Origin of the sequence: Acinetobacter brisouisimilis (genome assembly GCF_000368265.1) — a bacterium.
In the GTDB taxonomy this organism is placed as follows: domain Bacteria; phylum Pseudomonadota; class Gammaproteobacteria; order Pseudomonadales; family Moraxellaceae; genus Acinetobacter.
In genome coordinates this window covers 1,914,074-1,935,631 of sequence record NZ_KB851219.1, presented here as the reverse complement: position 1 = coordinate 1,935,631, position 21,558 = coordinate 1,914,074, and the positions used below count along the sequence as shown (strand labels likewise).

Genomic DNA, 21,558 nt, shown 5'->3' with positions numbered 1-21,558 from the left:
TAAATAGATAACCTGAGTAGTTACCAAATTTTAGCTAAAAATCCTATCTAAGTTGCTATTAAATATAATGAAATATTGATTTCTCTTTGGTGTTTTGTGATACTTGAATAAGTTTAATCTGACTTTTAATTTAATTATGAAAAAGAAAAATAGCTCTGCCGATAAAGGAAAAACTTTTGAACTCTTTACTAATAAAATGATGGAGTTTGGTAAACAAAAAAATGATATCAGGAATAATAAAAAAAATTTAGAGGCTGAAAAAATAATACCAATTCCAAACTATGAAATAGATCTCATAAGAATAATGAGAGAATATCATCCAATAGATGTTTTTAAGACTATTTTAATAGCTGAAAGTTGGGTACCGAATATTAATCATTTTATTAAATTTTCACTTTTATTTGAAATTTTTTTTACTATAAGTAAAGATGATTTTATAGGAAAAAGAATCGAAAACTACGAAGATTTTTCATTTTTTTTGACTAAGGTTTTCAAAGTTTTACCTCATAATCCAATGATGGAAGATTTTTACCCTGTAGGTGATTGGGGAGAAGTAAAGCTTCAATTAGGAGAAAAATCATATAAGATTTTTTATGGTTCACCTCTATCTGATAATTATGGTTTTCTTAAAGGTTTTGAAATTAGTTACTTAAATAACCCCCAAGCTATGGAGGATTTTAAACAAATCATTGAAATACAAAATAGTTTAATTTCTACTATAAACATACTAGTCGAAAAAAATAATGAAGATGATAAGTTAGAAATTCCAAATAATATTTTTTGGCTAAAAATGATGGATTGGATTGATAACTTTAAAATAAAAAAAGTAAATAGTGAACTAATTGTTAAAAATGGAAATATTAGAAAGAATAAAAATTTTTATGAAAGATATATGGAAGCGGATGTAAACCCATATTGTTATTTTGAATATGAAGAAATGATATATCCATTTTCATTAAGAAATCATATTGCTGTAATAGTTGAAAATTATTACATTAAAGAAAATGTATCTTCAGAAATAACTTCCTTAAATATTTCAAATTTTTTAAATGATAATATACCTAATCTTTTATGTGGTTCATTTAAAGTCCGTAATAATTCAAAAGTTTTACCTTATAATTTTTGCGGTGCTTTTCAAAGTGAAAATAATACCTATTTTATTAACTGCTTATCAGTTGATGAATTTAGCAACTTTAAATCAATTAAAAATAACTTAAAAAAAATGATGGATACAAGTGATTGGGGTATTCAGAAAATTTATTCTCCTCTTGGTTTAAAACCAAAGGACGTAGATGGGAGTGATCTAAAATTTAATAATATTAAATTTATTTTTGTTTTAAGTGACTTAACTACATTAAGTAAATTTTTGGATGTAAAGTTTGAAGAAAACATCAAGTTCATTACTATATATGACTTTGTCTCAATAATTGACTCTTTACAGTCTAAAGAGGATTTAGATGGCTTTATAGATTTTCATAATTTATACACACCCAAAACTTTATTTTTAGGCTTTAATTTAGATGGATATGCTAGTTATCAGGCAAGTTATGGACTGTTGGAAGATGGGGCGGTAAATTTCAATTTAATACATACTGACACACATTCTGCACATTACTTCAAATATGAGTCTTTAAAAGAAATGTATTCTGATCTAAGTAATTATTTACCTAATTCAGATAGCAAATGGATTTCAAAAAGTGTTTATGATGATAATTATTGTTTCCTTGCAAAGAATTACGATTCTTTAGTATGGTTATCATTATTTGATAACTATGTTATTCATTTCTTATTTGATTTCAGAATCGTAGATAAAAACATCATAGAGTTAAATCCAAAAGTTTTGGAGTTGTTTTGTGAGGCAGCTGCTGATGCATTTTCTCAACGGAAATCAGCTTTATCATCTCTAATTTTGACAAAAAATATAGTATTTCAAATTAAAGTAGGAAATATAATTCAAGAAAACTCAGATATTTTGAATAGTAATTTTTATGTAAAACATGAGTTATTTAAAAATAGTATTGATTGTTTAGTAATTAATATATATTTAGATCTAAGTTATTGTTTTTATAAATTTCAGTCAAGCGTTGATGCTGCGTTTCAAACGGAAATTTGTATAAAAACTCTTGAAATCATTAATGAATATTTAAAAGTAGAAGATTTAAGTTTTATTATTTCAAAATTGTATGAAACGACTAATTGGCCTTTAAGAATGACAATGGGCCATCTAAAAACTCGTTTTGATATTGTAGAAAAAAAGCCTAGAAATGTAAGTGAGTATCGATTTAAGTTGGCTAGGCAAAAAATTGCTTTCATACTTAAAAATAATGATATTGAACCAAATAAATATACAGATAAGGACTTAGCAAAGTCTATAATTAATAGTGCTGCTGATGAGCTAAGAGCTTATATACACAATATTATAAAAAATAGAAATACATTATCAATTTTAGAGATTGCTTTGGATGATTATTCTGCATTAGTAACTGATAACTGCATCAGCTTTTTAAGACAGGAACAAAGTTTAAAACATCAAGTAAGCTACAATAGGGCTGAAAGGTTAGCCGAGTTGGATTTTGATTTTAAAAGAAATTCACAAAATCATAGATACTTGATTGAATGTACATTAATGTTGGGCAATGATAATACACAGCCGATAATAGAAGGTGAGTTTCTAGATTTAATAGCACATATTCATTGGTTGTTAAACTTATACCATTCTAGTGACGGCTTGCATTTTGGAATTGGAGTAGAAGGCATATATGTCGATAATACTTATATACCAGAAATTTATATACCAGAATCCACCACTGAACTTGAAAATAAATTTCATGAAGAATTAAGTTCTTATAAGCTTGGGATAGGTTTAAATTCTGAAGATGAATTGGAATCTATTATTCAAAAAGATGAGTATAAATTAATCAATGAAGCTTTTTATCAGGATTTGGATTTTGGCTTTAAGAATTTATTTACAGTTTTATACAGTCTATCTAATTGGTCAAATATAAAAGAGATAAATCCTCAAACCTATTACAAGGTTGAATTTGAAGAGTTAGTAGAGTCTATATTTAAGAACTTCACAGTAGAAGATGTAACTTTAAATGAAGTAGAAAAAATTATTCAATTCTTAATAATTGATAATGATAAAATCAATCAATTAGAAGGGGTTGCTGATAGGCACTACGATGTTCCAGTAGGTGATCATAATAAAAGAACTAATAGAGTTAATATTAAGCCATTAATCAAATTAAATAATACAATTATTTGGTCTCCAACCTGCACCTATAGATCTTTAGGAATTTGGACAAACCATACTACTGATGGATATCTTCCAGCTGATTTTAATTTCCCTAAAGTTAAGGATCTTGTTTTAAAGTCTAAAACATACTTGGAAAAGCAATTAGAAACTAAGGCATTTGATGTTTTGTCGAGAAGAACGAATTATATTAAACATGGTATTGATCTGAAGAAAACTTTCTTTAAAGATGAGCAGTACCCAGATATCGGAGATTATGATGTATTGGCTTACTTCCCAGATTCAAATAAATGGGTAATGGTTGAGTGTAAATATAATCAGCCAGCTTATTGTTTAAAAGATATGAATCGTCTAAGGGTGAAGATTTTCGGTAAAGATGAGTTAGATACTAAGTCGCATATATCAAAAGTAAGAGGTAGATATAATTTTCTACTGACTGACTATGATCGTATAAGAAAATCTCTTAATTGGCCTCAGCCACTTAAAAACAAAAAAATTGAAATTACTAATCTTTATATATCTAAGAATACATATTGGTGGTTCAGGTACCCTCCTTATGACGTAGATCTTAATTTTGTACAGATAGACTTCCTAGAGCAGTGGTTAAAAGACAATTTTGATGATTAAGCTCTAGTAATTCAAACTTGATTTGAAAATTATTCGATATCAAATATATTTGTCATTTTAAGTTTGAGCTAATATTCTTAATTAAATAGAAAAGGTAATTTTCAAATGAAAGTTCCTTCTTAAATTTTTTAATATACTTTGCTGAAAAAATAGAGCCTAATGGCTCTATTTTCGCAAATGACAACTTATGTGTCGCTCAATGACATTTTATGCGTCGCAAATGACAACTTATGTGTCGCGTGACGGTTTTAAATACTTACCAGTTTAATGCGCCACCTGTTTGGTAGTCGGTCACACGCGTTTCAAAGAAGTTCTTTTCTTTACGCAAGTCCATCATCTCAGACATCCACTGGAATGGGTTATTCACACCAGGGAACTGTTCAGGCAAACCAAGCTGATTCAGACGGCGGTTACAGATGAATTTCAAATATTCTTCCATCATCGCTGCGTTCATGCCCAATACGCCACGCGGCATGGTGTCACGCGCATATTCGATTTCGAGCATAGTGCCTTCAAGCAACATTTGAGTAACTTCTTGCTGGAACTCGGCTGTCCACAATTGCGGGTTTTCGATCTTGATCTGGTTGATCATGTCGATACCGAAGTTTACGTGCATTGATTCATCACGCAAAATGTACTGGAACTGTTCAGCAACACCGTTCATTTTGTTACGGCGACCCATACTCAAGATTTGAGTAAAGCCACAGTAGAAGAAAATGCCTTCAAGTACACAGTAGAATGCAATCAGGTTACGCAATAATTGTCGATCAGTTTCAAGTGTGCCTGTTTGGAATGTTGGATCACTTAAAGACTGAGTATATTTCAAGCCCCAAGCTGCTTTACGCGCTACACTTGGAATCTCATGATACATATTGAAGATTTCACCTTCATCCATACCTAAAGATTCAATACAGTATTGATAGGCGTGGGTATGAATCGCTTCTTCAAATGCCTGACGCAAAATGTACTGACGACATTCAGGGTTAGTAATCAGACGGTAAATCGCCAAGACCAAGTTATTGGCAACCAAAGAATCTGCTGTAGAGAAGAAACCAAGATTACGCTTAACAATAACGCGCTCATCTTCGGTTAAGCCATCTTCAGACTTCCAAAGTGCGATGTCATGGTTCATGTTGACTTCTTGTGGCATCCAGTGGTTTGCACAACCATCCAGATATTTTTGCCAAGCCCATTCGTATTTGAACGGAACGAGCTGGTTCAAGTCAGCGCGACAGTTGATCATGGCTTTATCGTCAACCTGAACACGACCTGCACCTGTTCCTAAATCTTCTGCACCTGCGTTAATATCAAGATGTTTTAGGGATTCAGATGCTCGAGCCAACGAATCGGCTGAATCTGTTGTGGCACTGGTATTGGTTCCAACGGGTTGAGCATTTGCCACATTCGGCGACGATGGCTGCGAATCAGATACCACTTGCGAATTAGGCGTTTCTTGCGGTTGGACGGGCGCAGACTTGGGTTCTGGTGTAACCGGTTTTTGCGAATCATCTTCAAAATCGTCCCAACTAAGGATAGACATAATCATTCTCTCTTCGTTGTTTATATCTTTTATGACACCTTACAGCGAAGATGTCCCTACTATACGCTTATTCTGCGTAAGCAAAACTAAGTTTTGTCGATTGCTGCTTTGATTTTGTTCAAAAAAGCAGTCTGCACTACTTGTTTTGATTACGCTGTTCTTTACGTACTTTGTAAATCACATAAGTAATCGGTATACAAAACACAATGTAGGTAAAGACATATGCCAGCAAACCTAATTCATAGTTTCTAGATAAATGTTCAAACATAGCCTTTACCTTAATTGAAAATTGAGCAAGCCACTCAAGTGAGCGACTTGCAATAAGAGATTATTGGCAAGCTTCGCAATCTGGATTGTCGATTGAGCAAGCTTGTGGTACTGGCGCTGCCTGAGAGAAACCTTCTTCAGCAACTACTTCCGCTTTTTTCTCAGCCACAACAGGCGCTGCTACGGCAGCTGCAACCGTTGCCGGTTTTACTGCGTTCAACGCACCTGTATTGATGGTTGATTTCTCAGCCGAAGTTGCACCTAAAGCACGGAGGTAATAAGTAGTTTTTAAGCCACGTAACCAAGCCATTTTGTAAGTGATGTCAAGTTTCTTACCATTTGCACCCGCAATATACAGGTTCAATGATTGAGCTTGGTCAATCCACTTCTGACGACGTGATGCAGCATCCACAATCCAGCGTGGCTCAACTTCAAATGCTGTAGAGAACATTGCTTTCAAGTCTTCAGGAATACGTGAAATTTTTTGTACTGAACCTTCGAAATGTTTCAGGTCGTTCACCATCACGCTATCCCACAAACCACGTGCTTTTAATGCACGAACAAGGTAAGGGTTGATCACGGTGAATTCGCCAGACAAGTTTGATTTCACATACAAGTTCTGGAAAGTCGGTTCAATCGACTGTGATACGCCACAAATGTTCGAGATAGTTGCTGTTGGAGCAATCGCCATCACATTTGAGTTACGCATACCGTCTTTTTGAACTTTGGCACGTAAGCTGCTCCAGTCTAAACGCTGAGTGCGATCGACTTCAAACATGCGTTCAGGACGTGATTTCGCCACGATCTCTAAAGAGTCGATTGGCAAGATACCTTGATCCCAGAGTGAACCTTTGAAAGTTGAATACACGCCACGTTCAACCGCAAGATCACTTGATGTTTGAATGGCGTAGTAACTGATCACTTCCATCGATTCATCAGCAAAATCAACCGCTTCTTGTGAACCGTAAGCCATGCCCATTTCATACAAGGCATCTTGGAAGCCCATGATTCCCATACCCACTGGGCGGTGTTTCATGTTTGAGTTCTTGGCTTGTGGTACAGCGTAGTAGTTGATGTCGATGACGTTGTCGAGCATACGCACGGCAGTTTTAATGGTACGCGCCAGTTTTTCACGATTAAGCACGCCGCCTTGTACGTGTTGCACAAGGTTGACTGAACCCAGGTTACATACCGCGATTTCATCTTCGCTGGTGTTCAAGGTAATTTCAGTACACAAGTTTGATGAATGCACTACGCCAACGTGTTGTTGTGGTGAACGTAAGTTACAAACGTCTTTGAAAGTAATCCACGGATGACCTGTTTCAAACAACATCGATAACATTTTACGCCACAAATCTTTGGCACGAACTTTCTTGTGTAATAAGTTGAGTTCTTTGGCAGTGTTTTCGTAGTGCGTATAACGCTCAACAAATGCATTACCTGTCAAATCATGTAGATCTGGCACGTCAGAAGGGGTGAACAGTGTCCATTCTGCATCTTCAATCACACGTTGCATAAATAGGTCAGGAACCCAGTTTGCAGTGTTCATGTCGTGGGTACGGCGACGGTCATCACCTGTGTTTTTACGAAGCTCTAGGAATTCTTCGATGTCCAAGTGCCAAGTTTCAAGGTAAGCACATACCGCACCTTTACGTTTACCACCTTGGTTCACGGCAACAGCTGTATCGTTCGCCACTTTCAGGAACGGTACAACACCTTGTGATTTACCGTTTGTGCCTTTGATGTATGAGTTCAAGGCACGTACAGGTGTCCAGTCATTACCTAGACCGCCAGCCCATTTAGACAACATGGCATTGTCACGGATTGCACCGTAAATGCTGTAAAGGTCATCGGAAATGGTGGTCAAGTAGCAGCTCGACAACTGTGGGCGTAAAGTCCCTGCGTTAAACAGAGTTGGTGTTGACGCCATGTAGTCAAAGCTAGACAATAGGTTATAGAACTCAATCGCACGATCTTCACGGTTGTCTTCATTGAGTGCAAGACCCATTGCTACACGCATAAAGAACAATTGTGGCAGTTCGTAACGTACGCCATCTGAGTGGATGAAGTAACGGTCAAATAATGTTTGTAGACCTAAATACGTGAACTGGTTTGAACGCTCAGGCTGAATTGCCGCAGCAAGTTTCGCCAAGTCAAAGTTCAACAGTTCAGGGTCAAGCAACTCAAGCTCAATACCTTTTTTCAGGAAGGTTTCAAGCGCGTCATTTTCTAGTGTATCGGTTGGCAAACCTAAGAATTCTAAGCCTGTAGCGACCAGCTCGTTACACAACAAGCGTGCAGTCACATAAGTATAGTTTGGCTCTTGTTCAATACGGGTACGGGTTGCCATCATCATGGTGGTGGCGATATCGCTTGCTTTTACACCGTTATAAAGGTTTTTTACGGTTTCATCGACAATTGCCTGAACATCAATCCCTTCAAGACCTTCTGCTGCTTTTGTAATTGTTGCAGTCAATTCGGTCAAATCTAGAGGCTGTAACTGACCTTGAGCATCTAGGATTTGTAAGGTTGGGTGATGATTGGCATTGGTTTGCTGACGTGCAGTCGCACGTTGCTCACGATAAATGACATAGGCACGAGCAACTTTTTGTTCGCCAGTACGCATTAACGCGAGTTCAACCTGATCCTGAATTTCTTCAATATGAATGGTGCCACCTGACGGTAAACGACGGTGGAAAGTGTTCATCACCATTTCTGTTAACTGTGCAATACGGTCATGAATACGGCTTGAATCTGCGCTTTGCTGACCTTCTACGGCTAAAAAGGCTTTTCCAATGGCAACAGAAATTTTTTCTGCATCAAAATGGACAACATCGCCAGTGCGTTTAATCACTTGCAGTTGACCTGGTGTTGATGAGATTACGCTCATGTCAGTTTAGCTCCATTTCTCATTCGTTATTATGTCTATAGACCATTTGAATCGGGTACATGAACCTCGATATTTGAGGGATAAACACAAGATTTAGTGGTTTAAAAAGAATTAAGGCACAAGATACGGGAAATTTTTTTGAAGATCAATATTGACATTTTTTTAATTCTTTTTAAATTTTTTTTTAATTTTTGCGATGGAATTTGAGCTGTTTTAGATACAAAGACATAGCGTATTTTGCTCAGGTTGCATAGCATAACAAAGTCCATTCCAAATTGCTTATACAGAACGCAGCAAAGTAATTAATTGATCATAAAATAGCGCGACCAAGCTCAGGTAAATCTGTAACACGCGTTACTTTAGCTACACGATATGGGCAATCATGGAAATAAAAATATTAAATTTTTCAATAATTAACCAATTTATTACAATTTACCCTGTAGATGTATCAGTTTGGTGAACGGCATCTTGTTTACAATGTAAACATGTGTATATTGCAGAATATGAATTAGCGTATCTGTTTGAATAACTAATAGCTAATATTGACAGAATTTAAGGGGCAAAATGATGAGCCAAGAAGAAAAGTTACCGAAAATCTTGATTGTAGAAGATGATGAACGCCTAGCACGCCTTACTCAAGAATATCTCATCCGTAACGGACTCGAAGTGGGTGTTGAGCCTGACGGTAATCGTGCAATTCGCCGTATTATTAGTGAACAGCCTGACCTTGTGGTTTTGGATGTAATGTTGCCAGGCGCAGACGGTTTAACGGTATGTCGCGAAGTGCGTCCACACTATCACCAGCCGATTCTTATGTTAACAGCACGTACCGAAGATATGGATCAGGTTTTAGGTCTGGAAATGGGTGCAGATGACTATGTCGCAAAACCTGTACAGCCACGTGTCTTGTTGGCACGTATTCGTGCCTTGCTGCGCCGTACCGATAAAACTGTTGAAGATGAAGTGGCTCAGCGCATCGAATTTGATGACTTGGTGATTGATAACGGTGGTCGTTCAGTCACTTTAAATGGCGAATTGGTTGACTTTACCAGCGCCGAATATGACTTGTTGTGGTTACTGGCTTCAAATGCTGGTCGTATCTTGTCACGTGAAGACATCTTTGAGCGTTTACGCGGCATTGAATACGATGGTCAGGATCGTTCAATCGATGTGCGTATTTCACGGATTCGCCCAAAAATTGGTGATGATCCAGAAAATCCGAAACGTATTAAAACAGTACGCAGTAAAGGGTATCTCTTTGTGAAAGAGACCAATGGTCTCTAATGGAGATTATTGTCGTTGACGCATGACAACCTCTTTCATCTGAGATGAGAGAGGTTATTGGTTTGATTTAGACATCCTGAACAAAGGACGCTTCATTCGTGTTTAAGCACAGTATATTTTTGCGAATTTACGCAGGTGTCATCATCCTCGTGGCGTTGGTGGCTGTATTTTGCTATTTGCTAGTACAAATTATTAATTATCAACGTGCGCAAGAATATCGTGAATCTTTAACCGATGGCATTTCCTATGTGATTAGTCAGGGGGTGGAGCGTCAGCTGACTTTACAGCAAAAGAAAGACTGGATTTCTGATGCAGCCGATTTACTTGAACTTCCGATTTCTTTGGTCGATCGTTCTAAAGTCGAGTTGTCTCGTTCGGAAACCAAACGGATTGAAAATGAACAGGCTGTGGTGCGTTACGATGCGCAAAGTATGGTTGCGACTTTATTTTTAGCATTGCCACATGACCAAAAACATTATTTGTACATTAAGGTCAATAAAATTGGCGAGCGACAAATGAAAGCGCTCCCGATTTTTATTTTGGATTACTTAATTTATTATCCAGGTCAGGAAAAAGAATACCTCGAAAAAATCCATTCCCATTTTTCATATCCAATTGAAATTAGTTCGATTCTGGATTTGGGGCTCGACTCTGAACAGATTGGACGGTTACGTCAGGATCAGAGCATTTTGTTATATCGTGACAGTGCCACGATTCGCGGAACAACTATTTCGATTGTTTCGCCAATGCCGAATAACCCTGCTGAAGTGTTGGTGATCGGTCCTGTACCCATGTTTAACTGGATGCCATTTCAACTCGCAGCAGGCATTACACTGTTGAGTTTATTTCTGTTGAGTTTGGGCGTGTATGGATTGATTTTGCCGCTACAGCGTAAGACCAAGCAAACTATTAAGGCCCTGAACCAAATGAAATCGGGGGATTTGTCGACCCGACTCAATGTTGAAGGCACAGATGAAATGGCAAGTTTGGCATCAAGCTATAACGATATGGCAAGCCATATTCAGCGTTTGATTGAGGCACAGCGTGAACTGATGCGTGCGGTATCGCATGAACTGCGTACTCCTGTAGCGCGGATCCGTTTTGGTATGGAAATGCTGGCTGAAGACGATGATTATGATTCACGTTTGAGTCAGGTCGATATGATTGATAAAGATATTGAAGCACTCAATACCTTAATTGATGAAATTATGACCTATGCCAAACTTGAGCAGGGCACGCCATCTTTGGATATTCAAAGTATTCCGATTGCGGATGTACTGGCACAGGTAGCAAAAGAAACGGAAGCCTTAAAAACCCAAAAGATAATTGAGCTGCAAGCACCAGACCTCAGTGTCGTTGCGGATGCTGAACGGCGTTATTTGCACCGTGTCGTGCAAAATCTGGTGGGGAATGCGGTGCGTTATTGCAATGAACGAGTACGCATTAGCGGGGGAATTCGCCCCGATGGTCAGGCTTATGTCTGCGTTGAAGATGATGGGCAGGGTATTCCTGAACAGGATCGCGAGCGGGTGTTTGAAGCCTTTGCTCGTCTGGATGATAGCCGAACGCGTGCTTCGGGTGGCTACGGTCTAGGATTATCTATTGTCAGTCGTATCGCCTTTTGGTTTCGGGGTAAGGTTGAAGTTGACCGTAGCCCTGAACTTGGCGGCGCGCGTTTTATCATGACATGGCCTGCCAAACAGAAATTACAAACCAAAAATTAAAGTGCCGCAGCAGAGAGCGGAGCATTTCGGCTTTGCCCTTCTGCGATGAGTTTATCAGCCATTTCTTTGGCTTGTTTTGCGACACAAACCGTCGCCCAATCACACAAAATTCTAGCGTTCAGCGCAAGTTCTATTGGGAATCTAAAACCGAGATGACTATAATCATGCTCCAAGCATAGGAGGTTCACATATGTCATCAGCAAGTCAACTCAATGACAAGCAACTTGAAGCCATGAAATACACTCAAGGACCCTTGTTAGTACTTGCAGGTGCAGGCTCAGGCAAGACCTCGGTGATTACCCGAAAAATTGCCTACTTGGTACAGCAATGCCGCATTCCCGCGCATCGCATTACTGCCATGACCTTTACCAATAAAGCTGCACGTGAAATGAAAGAGCGTGTCGGTAAATTGCTGAACCGTGAAGAATCCAAAGGCTTGTCGGTGTCGACTTTCCATACCTTCGGTTTGAATCTGCTGCGACTTGAACTAAAACATTTACCACTCAAAGCCAATTTCTCGATTTTGGATGCAGATGACTGCAAACGCATTCTGATTGACCTGATGCATCAGGACAATTTATCTGGTGCAGAAAGCAAGGAACTGGTCGCAAAGGCAATGAAGAAAATTTCCGACTGGAAAAATGATCTGATTTTGCCTGAACAAGCACCGAGTACCTGTGAAACCGAAGACGATGTGCGCTTTGCCTATTTATATCAACTGTATGAGCGTAACTTGCGTGCCTACAATGCAGTGGATTTTGATGATCTGATTGTTTTGCCAACCCGCCTATTACAAGAAAATGCCGAAGTGCGCGACAAGTGGCAAAACCGTGTGCGTTATTTGCTGGTCGACGAATATCAGGACACTAACACCGCACAGTATATCTTAGTGAAATTACTGGTTGGTGTGATGGGGCAGTTCACCGCTGTGGGTGATGATGACCAGTCAATCTATGCATGGCGTGGAGCAAAGCCTGAAAACATGGCATTGCTCAAAGAAGATTTCCCGAATTTAAAAGTGATTAAACTGGAACAAAATTACCGTTCCACCAGTCGCATCTTAAAAGCTGCCAATGCCGTGATTGAAAATAATCCGCATATTTTTGATAAAAAATTGTGGAGTGACAAAGGGCATGGCGAAGTCATCCGTATTATTACCTGCCGTAATGATGATGATGAGGCCGAGCGCGTGGTCAAGGACATCATGACGCATAAGCTCATGAACGGTAAAAACTGGAAAGATTACGCAGTGTTGTATCGCGGTAATTTTCAGGCGCGGGTACTAGAAACCCAACTTCGCCAAATGCAGATTCCGTATAAACTCTCAGGCGGAACCTCATTCTTTGCGCGTAGTGAAATCAAAGACATCATGAGTTATTTGCGCCTGATCATTAACCCTGAAGATGACAGTGCGTTCTTACGCATCATTAATACTCCGAAACGTGCGATTGGCCCAGTGACTTTGGAAAAACTGGGTCTATTTGCTCAAGAAAATCATTTATCGTTGTTAATGGCGGCAGCCGATCAGCGTTTGGGGATGGTGCTGAGCAAAAAAGTCTGTTCGCAATTGCATGAGTTTGCCCAGTTTATGGCGGATTACACCCGTGAATTGCTCGATGACGATCAGCCAGTACCGATTGTCCGTCAGATGATTACTGAAACAGGTTATATCGACTATATTCGCGAGCAATCGGCAACGCCTGCACAGGAAAAAACCAAGCTGGATAACATCGAAACCTTATACACCAGTATTCAAAGTTTGATTAATCGTGCTGAAGATGTCGATGAAAAAAATATTGAAAGCGTAATTCGTAAAATGGTGTTGCTGGATATGCTGGAGCAACAACAGGAAGAGGAAGACACTGACAAAGTCAACTTGTTGACCCTGCATGCAGCAAAAGGTCTGGAATTCCCATTTGTTTATATGATGGGGCTCGAAGAAGAGCTACTTCCACACAAAAACTCGATTGCAGCGGAAACGGTAGAAGAAGAACGCCGCTTAATGTATGTGGGCATTACCCGTGCGCGTCAGGGTCTGACCTTAACTTTGGCAGAGCAGCGTAAGGCGGGCGGGCAGATGAAACAGATGACCCCAAGCCGTTTCTTGGATGAATTGCCACAAGATGAACTCGACTGGCTCGGGCGCAAGAAAAAGACACAACAGGTCCATGTTGATCCGAAAGAACAGGCAAAAGTTTATTTGGAAAATTTACGTGCCATGCTCAAGCATAAGCACTAATGTTTTAATTGTTTAGGAAAGTATATGAAAGTTCAGGTTAAAGTTTTAGACAAGCGTTTAGGTCAACAGTGGGCAATGCCAAGCTATGCGACTGCAGGTTCGGCAGGTCTTGATTTACGTGCATGTCTAGATGAAGCCATCCAGATTGAGCCAGGTCAAACCGTATTGGTGAAAACAGGTTTAGCGATTTATATTGAAGATACAAATTTTGCAGGTCTGATTTTGCCACGTTCGGGTTTAGGTCATAAACATGGCATTGTTTTGGGTAATTTGGTTGGTTTAATTGACTCTGATTATCAGGGCGAATTGATGATTTCAGTGTGGAACCGTGGACAGCAAACTTTCACGCTTGAACCAGGCGAGCGTTTGGCTCAGTATGTACTCGTACCTGTGATTCAGGCTGAATTTGAACAGGTCGATGAGTTTGCTGCAACTGAGCGTGGAGCAGGTGGCTTCGGTCATACAGGTCAACATTAAAATTAATCGATCTATTGGAATAAAAAGACTTCGCTGAGGTGAAGTTTTTTTAACTCTTTAGTCAAAAAATAGCATTTTCTCGTAAAATAGAGCAAACATCATATTTACAAAGTACCGCATTCTCCCACACAATTTATTCATGATTGATCTAAAAAAAAGTATTTTATGCAGTTAAACAAAAATGATTTTCCTGCGCATATTTTTCGTGCCTATGATATTCGGGGCAAGTTGAATGTTCTGACGCCAGTTGTAGTACAAGCAATCGCTGAAGCATTATCCCAACAATATTTACAACATCGGGTAATAACTGTGGTATTGGGCTATGATGCCCGTTTGACCAGTCCAAGTTATGCAGCCATTTTAGAACAAACTTTTAAAAAGAATGGCTTGAATGTGATCGAATTAGGCTGTTGTTCCACTCCATGTTTATATTTTTTCGCTATGCAGCACGGCGGTAATGGCGTGATTGTGACGGCAAGTCATAACCCAAAAAGTGACAATGGCGTTAAATGGATGTGTCAGGGAGACCCTTCATCTCCTGAACAAATTCAACAGGTTGCATTGTTAGCACAGCAACATTATCAACAGCAGCAATGTGCGATTTCATTTGCAGATCAGCCACATCAATTTATTGAGTCGTATAAAGCTGAATATTTGCAGTATTTACAACGCGATATTCATTTGGCTCGGCCACTGAAAGTTGTAGTTGATGGTTTGTATGGTTCTGCTGGGCAGTATGCTGTAGCAATTTTGCAACGCTTGGGTTGTCAGGTGATTGCTCTACGCTGCGAAGCCAATGGCGAGTTTCCTGAGCATGCACCTGATCCATCCACGGCCAAGCATTTGGAAAGACTCTGTCATACAGTACGTGAGCAGGGGGCTGATTTGGGCTTTGCTCTCGATGGAGATGGCGACCGTGTGGTGATGGTCGATGAAACGGGAGCAATTTTACGTGCTGACCGTTTATTGTGCCTATTCGCCAGAATGTGCCTTGAGCATCAACCGCAACGTGAAGTGGTGTTTGATGTGAAATGCTCAAGTTTAGTGATTCAACAAATTAAGCACTATAACGGTATTCCTCACATGTTACGTACAGGTAGTACCTTCTTGCGTAAATATATTCGGCATTCCAAAGGGCAGGCAATTTTTGGTGGGGAATATGCTGGGCATTATGTGTTTAATGATGGACGTGGCAAAGGCTATGATGATGGCTTGTATGCAGCACTGCGTGCGATGGAATATTTAACCCAAAGCTCCACTCAGAAATTTTCAGGGTTATTTGCACAAATTCCTGAGCGTTATGCAACTGAAGATACCTATATCCGTACTTATCAGCATCATCCTGTCGATGTATTACAAGATATTGAGCAACAAAGTCATAAAATTACAGCACATTTGACGAAAATCGATGGGGTTAGGCTTGATTTTGATGATGGTTTTGGCATTATTCGAGCATCCAATACTGGCGAATATTTAACAGTACGCTTCGATGCCAGTAGTGCATCGCGTTTAAATGAAATTCGCCAAAACTTTGCATATCTGCTCAGCGAAAAATATCCAGAAATCGCGCACGATATTTGTAACGCGCAATAAGGAGAGGCACATGCCACACCAACACACTGGCCTCGACAAAGCACAGGTTTTAACAGAAGCTTTGCCGTACATTCAACGTTTCTCAGGAAAAACCCTTGTGGTCAAATATGGCGGCAATGCCATGACGGATCCTGAGCTTGAAAGCTCTTTTGCGCGAGACATTGTGTTGCTTAAAACTGTTGGCTTAAACCCAATTGTTGTACACGGTGGCGGGCCGCAAGTGGATTCATTGCTCAAGCGTCTGGGGCAAGAGTCAGACCGTATCGATGGTATGCGTGTGACCGATGCTGCGACCATGGAAGTGGTGGAAATGGTGCTTGGCGGTAGCGTCAACAAATCCATTGTAAATCTGATTAACCAGCATGGTGGACGTGCCATCGGTTTGACAGGTAAAGACGGTAATTTACTCCGTGCCCGCAAGCTGTTGATGAAAAAACAGAATGAAGATGGTTCTGTAAAAGAGATTGATTTGGGCATGGTCGGTGAAGTCGTAGGTGTGAAAACCGATGTTTTACAGATGTTTACCCAAAGTGACTTTATTCCTGTCATTGCACCGCTCGGTGTTGATGAACAAGGTAATACTTACAACATCAACGCGGATTTGGTCGCTGGTAAAGTGGCTGAAGCCTTGGGCGCAGAAAAACTGATTTTGTTAACCAACATCAGTGGTGTGCTTGATGAAAATAAAAATCTGCTGACTGGTTTAACCACGCATGAAGTCGATCAGTTGATTGAAACAGGTGTGATTTATGGTGGCATGATTCCAAAAGTCAGTTGTGCGCTAGATGCAGTCAAAGGTGGTGTGGTGAGCGCACATATCGTTGATGGGCGTGTGCCACATGCAACCTTGCTGGAAATCTTTACCGATCACGGGGTTGGAACACTAATTACCAACCGTGCCAAATCTGGGCATCCGCAAGTTTAAATCCAAAGAACCGCAGAAATGCGGTTTTTTTTTGACTCAAAAAATTATTATTTGATCTTTTTCATCCATCAAAAAATCAATAGGAACTAGACATGTATGGTGGTGGGGTTGTAATTTTATTATTATTACTTTTACCATTCAATTATTGGGTGAGTAAAAAGATAATTAAAGAGAAAATTTTAATATTTAATTTAATCGTATTTTTAAACCTATTTTTTTATTTTTATTGTTTGTTTTTATCAGATTTGGTTGTCGATTTTTTATCAGTGAGGTTTTTTAATGCAAAATATCCTGTTTCTGATGAGTTTCCGAAAGCTTCAATGATGATCGCAGGACTTCTTGAAGCATTTATAACCACAACAATCATTCATTTTATTTGGAAAAGACTCAGCTTTTATAAGCTGATCTATGTATTTTTAATCGCTTTTTTTCCAGCGATGACTTGTATAATCGTTCGTTGGTTATTAACAAGAGATCTTTGATATTTAGGAAAAATCAAAAGAATTTCTCGGACATGCTTATCCAGTATATTTATGAAATAAGTCTAGTATTTACATTATTTTTCATAAAGACAGTGAAAAAACGCATTTGCAGATCGAGACTGCATCCGTTACATTGCCTATAGATGTATTTGATTGTAAGAAGATTTAAGCATGTGCCAGCTACTCGGAATGAATTGTGCGACACCCACCGATATTACTTTCTCGTTCCGTGGGTTTTCACAACGTGCAGGGGTGACCTCTGACCACTGTGATGGTTTTGGCATTGCTTTTTTTGAAGATAAAGCCTGCCGCTTGTTTGTCGATAACCAGTCTGCGGTCGAGTCACCGATTGCTGACTTGATTCGCAATTATCCGATTAAATCCCGCAATGTGATTGCACATATCCGTAAAGCGACGCAAGGTAAAATTACCCTTGAAAATTCTCATCCATTTATGCGCGAATTGTGGGGACGTCACTGGATTTTCGCACATAATGGCGATCTGCATGGGTTTCAGCCTGCGCTGAGTGGACATTTTACGCCTGTTGGCAATACTGACAGTGAATATGCATTTTGCTTTTTGCTCGATCAGCTGGTGGAACGTTTTGGTTATCAGGAACCTTCGATTCAAGAAATTTTTCAGGTTTTACAGGAGGTTGCTCCACAAATTGCAGAGCATGGCACATTCAATTTCTGTTTATCCAATGGTCAAGCGTTGTGGAGTTATGCCACCACCAAATTGCACTGGATTGTACGTGAATATCCATTTCAACATGTACAGCTGATTGATCTGGATGTCGAAGTTGATTTTAGTGAAGTAACCACACCAGAGGATCGTGTTGCCGTTATTACTACAGAACCACTGACACAAAATGAACAGTGGACAGCTTTTCGGGCAGGAGAAATGATTTTATTTCAGCAGGGGCGCCCGATTTTACATGCCATGACCACCGTACAGCGCTTGATTCGTGAAGCGCAAGACCCTTCTTTGCGACGTATCAGTAAAGCTGATTTATATTAGATTTTGCGAATTATTTTTTATATTTGGTAAAAACTAAATATATAAGCAATTGAATTGATTAAAAAATACTTGATTCTTTTAGTTGGGTATATGAGGTTTTGTGAACTTAATCAAATAATTAGTGAAAAGTGTTGTAATTCTGAGAGTATTACTTGGTTTTTAGTTGATCATTTTTTATATATTATGCCTCGAAAATGAAATATGAATGCGTTAGGTGACCTCACTATGAAGATGAATTGGCGCTCTGAATACAATACTGGTATTGAAGTGATTGATGATCAGCATAAACGTATTCTCGATTATATTAATCAAATCGAAGATGTGCGTTTTACTCACGATCGCAATCAAATCAAAGTAGTATTGGATAATATTATTGACTATACCCAGTCTCATTTTACCTTTGAAGAAAGTCTGCAAGAAGAGGCAGCCTATAAGTATCGTGTGCCACATAAGCGCGTACATGACTTATTTATTAAAAAAATTGAAACCTATCGCGATCGTTTTATGATGGGGCAAGCCATTGAAGATGAGTTGCATCAAATTTTGACAAAATGGTTGATTAATCATATTCAACACGATGATGCCGATTATGTTGGTGCAGTTAAAGAAAACATGAAAGGCATTATTCGCGAGCATGAAAAGAAAAAAGGCAAGAACTGGTTCGCACGGTTCTTCTCATAAATAATAAAAACAATACACTAGAATAATCATAAAAAACTACAGCTTGCTTTATGCGCCAAAAATCATTGCCTCGGCAATGATTTCTTTTTTCTACAAACTTTGATTTTCAGCCATGACAAAGGCAAAATAGCTCATTATTTTTAACTTCGGATGCAGGACAGACCTATGTCACGATGGTTATCGCCACTGATGGCGTTTTGTTTATCATTTATGTTGATTACCACGCTTGCGCCAGTGGTGGGGATTCAATTGGATCGGCAACTGGATTTCTGGTTGCTGTGGCTGGTCATGATGGTCGTACTGGCATTGCCTTTTGCCTACATGGAAGTCGCACTGGTTAAACGCGCGAAGACAACGGCCTTGCAAGCGTTGATGGCCTTGACGCGTGAAGCGGATGCTTCAGCATATTGGCGTATTGCAGGTTGGTTGGCTGTGGTGTTTATGCCATTTTTAGCAGGAGCACTGATTGCCAATGCGAGTCACTCCTTAACGCATTATGTTCAGCTACCTATTGCAGAAAATATTGTATTTGCGATTTTGGCGGTAGTTGCTGTTGCTGCATCATTTTTGCCACGCCTGATATTGGTTGGTATGAGTGCAGTTATGCTGCTGGTTTCACTGGTTTTGAGTCATATCTTCCCGTTGAACTTAACTGCATGGCATATAACCGCAATTCACTTCTCTGAATGGGGCTATGCGGTGGTTCTCGCACTGGTTGCTACAGGGCTGGGGTTAGGGGTGTATGCGCAGACCAGCTTGGTACAAATCAAAGATGCTGAGCAAGCCACTCCCAATGCTTTACCTGTTTGGGTCGCACAAGTGCTTGCAGTGGTACTTTTTGGCTTTTTTGCGGTACAAGCAGAACTTCCAGCGATTACCATTTTAGTGAGCGCAGTGGCTGTCGCTGCTGGGTTTGTACAATTGGCGCGTGAACAATTACAGCAACGTCAAATTGCGATGGTTGTGCAATGGGCCATTGTTTTAGTTGCAATATTGACATGGGCATGTCTTGCAATTGTTCCAGTACTCAATACTGTACTTATGCTTTGGGGATTATTGATTTGTCTGATTTACGCGTTTTTTGCCGGTTGGATCATGAAAATCAGCCATTTGCGTAAATCACTGAATTTCAGTCAGGAAGTGACTTATAACCTGTGGCGTATTTCCGTGCGTATTGTTGCGCCTTTAGCAATCGTATTGGCAATGGTAGCGATTGTGCTGGGGGCAGTGTAATGCAGCAGGTTTGGGTTGCCTATGCAACCACACAGCAGCAATACTATATGACGGTTGAATTTCAGCAGGGGATGACTGTACAGGATGCGATTGAGCAGAGTGGTCTTACCATGCAAACTGACCTGCCGCAGCTTTTACAGGTGGGAATTTTTGGGGTCAAAGTTAGTCTTGAGCATACCTTGCAGACAGGTGATCGGGTGGAAATATACCGCCCATTGCTAATTAATCCTCAAGATATTCGCCGTAATCGTGCTGCGAATCATCCCGTCGGACGCTATCAGAAAGGAAATCGGTTTAAACGATCTTCTTAATAAAAGAAAACCCCAATCAGATTTGATTGGGGTTTTCTTTTACCGTATCGATGCATCAATGGATCGATTAGGGTTGTGCAGACAGGATTGCATCTTTTGAAGGTGGTAATCCTGGTTGTGCATCTGGAAGGGTGTCTAAGCCTTCAATTTTGGTGACAATACCTGATTTATCAAAGAAAATATGCAGATGCTGACCATGAGCTGCTGGAATCTTGGCTTTTTTCGCATAAGTTCCTGGGATATAATTGTAAACATAATCCCAACGTTCTGGATTAAGTGGGTCAGTAATGGTTGGGCTACCAAGTAAGAAACGAACTTGTTGGTAACTCATGCCAACATGTATCTGAGAAGCTTGGGCTTTTGTTAAAGGTGTCCCTTGAGGAATATCTATTTTATAGACACAGCCGGCAAGCAATGAACTGACGAGTAAGGTCGTCAACATAATTTTTTGCATTTTTGCTACACTATCCAAATCAATTGTGATGCATTTAATCTAGTGATAGATCATACTGCATATAAACTCTGTTGCATATTCCAACTTAACAAATTGTTGAGAGACTTTTTCATGCCCATTTCGAATCAAGATTTGCGTAAAGCAGGACTTAAAGTAACCCTTCCAAGAATTAAGATATTGGAATTACTTGAAAGCTCAAAACAACACCATTTGAGCGCTGAAGATATTTATAAAACATTACTAGATCAAGGTGAAGATGTTGGTTTAGCAACCGTGTATCGCGTGTTAACACAATTTGAAGCTGCCGGCATTATTCAACGTCACCATTTTGAAAATAATCACTCGGTTTTTGAAATTATGCAAGAAGATCATCACGATCATCTTGTATGCCAAAATTGTAATAAAGTCCTTGAATTTACAAACGATGTTATTGAGCATGAACAGCATGAAGTTGCAAAAGAGTATGGTTTTACGCTTACAGGGCACTCGTTGAATTTGTACGGTTATTGCGATGCAACTGAATGTCAGGATGCGTCACGCAAGAAATAATCCCTACAT

At 39.4% G+C, this 21,558-nt stretch carries 16 protein-coding genes; 13 read left to right on the top strand and 3 right to left on the bottom strand.

What is annotated here, in order from left to right:
- Positions 1 to 103 precede the first annotated feature (103 nt).
- Positions 104 to 3,880 carry a hypothetical protein gene (locus tag F975_RS12805; protein WP_228127422.1) on the top strand — a complete coding sequence of 1,259 codons (3,777 nt, stop codon included), beginning with the start codon at positions 104 to 106 and terminating at the stop codon, positions 3,878 to 3,880.
- Positions 3,881 to 4,136: 256 nt separating this feature from the next.
- Here F975_RS12805 and F975_RS12800 read toward each other — a convergent pair whose 3' ends face one another.
- Complete coding sequence (locus tag F975_RS12800; RefSeq protein ID WP_004753982.1) at positions 4,137 to 5,420, bottom strand: ribonucleotide-diphosphate reductase subunit beta; 1,284 nt, start codon at positions 5,418 to 5,420, stop codon at positions 4,137 to 4,139.
- A gap of 328 nt (positions 5,421 to 5,748) precedes the next feature.
- Positions 5,749 to 8,577: a ribonucleoside-diphosphate reductase subunit alpha gene (locus F975_RS12795; protein WP_004753978.1), complete on the bottom strand. Its 2,829-nt coding sequence runs from the start codon at positions 8,575 to 8,577 to the stop codon at positions 5,749 to 5,751.
- Positions 8,578 to 9,144: 567 nt separating this feature from the next.
- Between F975_RS12795 and bfmR the strand changes: the two genes are divergently transcribed.
- The 11 genes from bfmR to F975_RS12735 all read left to right on the top strand — a co-directional run bounded on the left by bfmR (position 9,145) and on the right by F975_RS12735 (position 20,546).
- Positions 9,145 to 9,861 (top strand): response regulator transcription factor BfmR, encoded by a 717-nt coding sequence (gene bfmR, locus F975_RS12790; protein WP_034426050.1) that lies wholly within the window; start codon positions 9,145 to 9,147, stop codon positions 9,859 to 9,861.
- 98 nt (positions 9,862 to 9,959) lie between these two features.
- Positions 9,960 to 11,585: a sensor histidine kinase BfmS gene (bfmS, locus tag F975_RS12785; protein WP_004753974.1), complete on the top strand. Its 1,626-nt coding sequence runs from the start codon at positions 9,960 to 9,962 to the stop codon at positions 11,583 to 11,585.
- Between the two features lie 190 nt (positions 11,586 to 11,775).
- Complete coding sequence (locus F975_RS12775; protein ID WP_004753972.1) at positions 11,776 to 13,824, top strand: UvrD-helicase domain-containing protein; 2,049 nt, start codon at positions 11,776 to 11,778, stop codon at positions 13,822 to 13,824.
- A gap of 24 nt (positions 13,825 to 13,848) precedes the next feature.
- A complete protein-coding gene (gene dut / locus F975_RS12770; protein ID WP_004753970.1) occupies positions 13,849 to 14,301 on the top strand; it encodes a dUTP diphosphatase in 453 nt (150 codons plus the stop codon).
- Positions 14,302 to 14,466: 165 nt separating this feature from the next.
- Positions 14,467 to 15,894 carry a phosphomannomutase/phosphoglucomutase gene (locus F975_RS12765; protein ID WP_004753968.1) on the top strand — a complete coding sequence of 476 codons (1,428 nt, stop codon included), beginning with the start codon at positions 14,467 to 14,469 and terminating at the stop codon, positions 15,892 to 15,894.
- A gap of 10 nt (positions 15,895 to 15,904) precedes the next feature.
- Positions 15,905 to 16,819: an acetylglutamate kinase gene (gene argB, locus F975_RS12760; protein ID WP_004753965.1), complete on the top strand. Its 915-nt coding sequence runs from the start codon at positions 15,905 to 15,907 to the stop codon at positions 16,817 to 16,819.
- Between the two features lie 92 nt (positions 16,820 to 16,911).
- Positions 16,912 to 17,301 (top strand): hypothetical protein, encoded by a 390-nt coding sequence (locus tag F975_RS12755; RefSeq protein ID WP_004753963.1) that lies wholly within the window; start codon positions 16,912 to 16,914, stop codon positions 17,299 to 17,301.
- A gap of 171 nt (positions 17,302 to 17,472) precedes the next feature.
- Complete coding sequence (locus tag F975_RS12750) at positions 17,473 to 18,321, top strand: class II glutamine amidotransferase (protein ID WP_004753960.1); 849 nt, start codon at positions 17,473 to 17,475, stop codon at positions 18,319 to 18,321.
- Positions 18,322 to 18,546: 225 nt separating this feature from the next.
- A complete protein-coding gene (locus tag F975_RS12745; protein WP_034426043.1) occupies positions 18,547 to 19,002 on the top strand; it encodes a bacteriohemerythrin in 456 nt (151 codons plus the stop codon).
- Between the two features lie 150 nt (positions 19,003 to 19,152).
- Entirely contained in the window at positions 19,153 to 20,235 is a 1,083-nt protein-coding gene (locus F975_RS12740) for a membrane protein (protein WP_034426040.1), read from the top strand.
- Positions 20,235 to 20,546, top strand: a complete 312-nt coding sequence (locus tag F975_RS12735; RefSeq protein ID WP_004753954.1) for an RnfH family protein — start codon at positions 20,235 to 20,237, stop codon at positions 20,544 to 20,546. Before F975_RS12740 ends, F975_RS12735 begins: the two co-directional genes overlap by 1 nt.
- Before the next feature lie 67 nt (positions 20,547 to 20,613).
- Here the strand turns inward: F975_RS12735 and F975_RS12730 are convergent, their stop codons facing one another.
- Complete coding sequence (locus F975_RS12730) at positions 20,614 to 21,000, bottom strand: outer membrane protein assembly factor BamE (RefSeq protein WP_004753951.1); 387 nt, start codon at positions 20,998 to 21,000, stop codon at positions 20,614 to 20,616.
- A 111-nt stretch (positions 21,001 to 21,111) separates the two neighbouring features.
- On the opposite strand from F975_RS12730, the gene fur reads away from it, so the two are divergent.
- Positions 21,112 to 21,549 carry a ferric iron uptake transcriptional regulator gene (fur, locus tag F975_RS12725; protein ID WP_004753949.1) on the top strand — a complete coding sequence of 146 codons (438 nt, stop codon included), beginning with the start codon at positions 21,112 to 21,114 and terminating at the stop codon, positions 21,547 to 21,549.
- The last annotated feature ends 9 nt before the right edge of the window (positions 21,550 to 21,558 follow it).

Bases quoted from the DNA above. Each gene is read 5' to 3' on its own strand.
- F975_RS12765 (WP_004753968.1), top strand. From the start codon at position 14,467: ATGCAGTTAAACAAAAATGATTTTCCTGCGCATATTTTTCGTGCCTAT.
- F975_RS12750 (WP_004753960.1), top strand. From the start codon at position 17,473: ATGTGCCAGCTACTCGGAATGAATTGTGCGACACCCACCGATATTACT.
- F975_RS12755 (WP_004753963.1), top strand. From the start codon at position 16,912: ATGTATGGTGGTGGGGTTGTAATTTTATTATTATTACTTTTACCATTC.
- bfmR (WP_034426050.1), top strand. From the start codon at position 9,145: ATGAGCCAAGAAGAAAAGTTACCGAAAATCTTGATTGTAGAAGATGAT.
- F975_RS12795 (WP_004753978.1), bottom strand. From the start codon at position 8,577: ATGAGCGTAATCTCATCAACACCAGGTCAACTGCAAGTGATTAAACGC.
- F975_RS12745 (WP_034426043.1), top strand. From the start codon at position 18,547: ATGAAGATGAATTGGCGCTCTGAATACAATACTGGTATTGAAGTGATT.
- fur (WP_004753949.1), top strand. From the start codon at position 21,112: ATGCCCATTTCGAATCAAGATTTGCGTAAAGCAGGACTTAAAGTAACC.
- F975_RS12735 (WP_004753954.1), top strand. From the start codon at position 20,235: ATGCAGCAGGTTTGGGTTGCCTATGCAACCACACAGCAGCAATACTAT.
- F975_RS12800 (WP_004753982.1), bottom strand. From the start codon at position 5,420: ATGTCTATCCTTAGTTGGGACGATTTTGAAGATGATTCGCAAAAACCG.
- F975_RS12775 (WP_004753972.1), top strand. From the start codon at position 11,776: ATGTCATCAGCAAGTCAACTCAATGACAAGCAACTTGAAGCCATGAAA.
- argB (WP_004753965.1), top strand. From the start codon at position 15,905: ATGCCACACCAACACACTGGCCTCGACAAAGCACAGGTTTTAACAGAA.
- F975_RS12740 (WP_034426040.1), top strand. From the start codon at position 19,153: ATGCAGGACAGACCTATGTCACGATGGTTATCGCCACTGATGGCGTTT.
- F975_RS12730 (WP_004753951.1), bottom strand. From the start codon at position 21,000: ATGCAAAAAATTATGTTGACGACCTTACTCGTCAGTTCATTGCTTGCC.
- dut (WP_004753970.1), top strand. From the start codon at position 13,849: ATGAAAGTTCAGGTTAAAGTTTTAGACAAGCGTTTAGGTCAACAGTGG.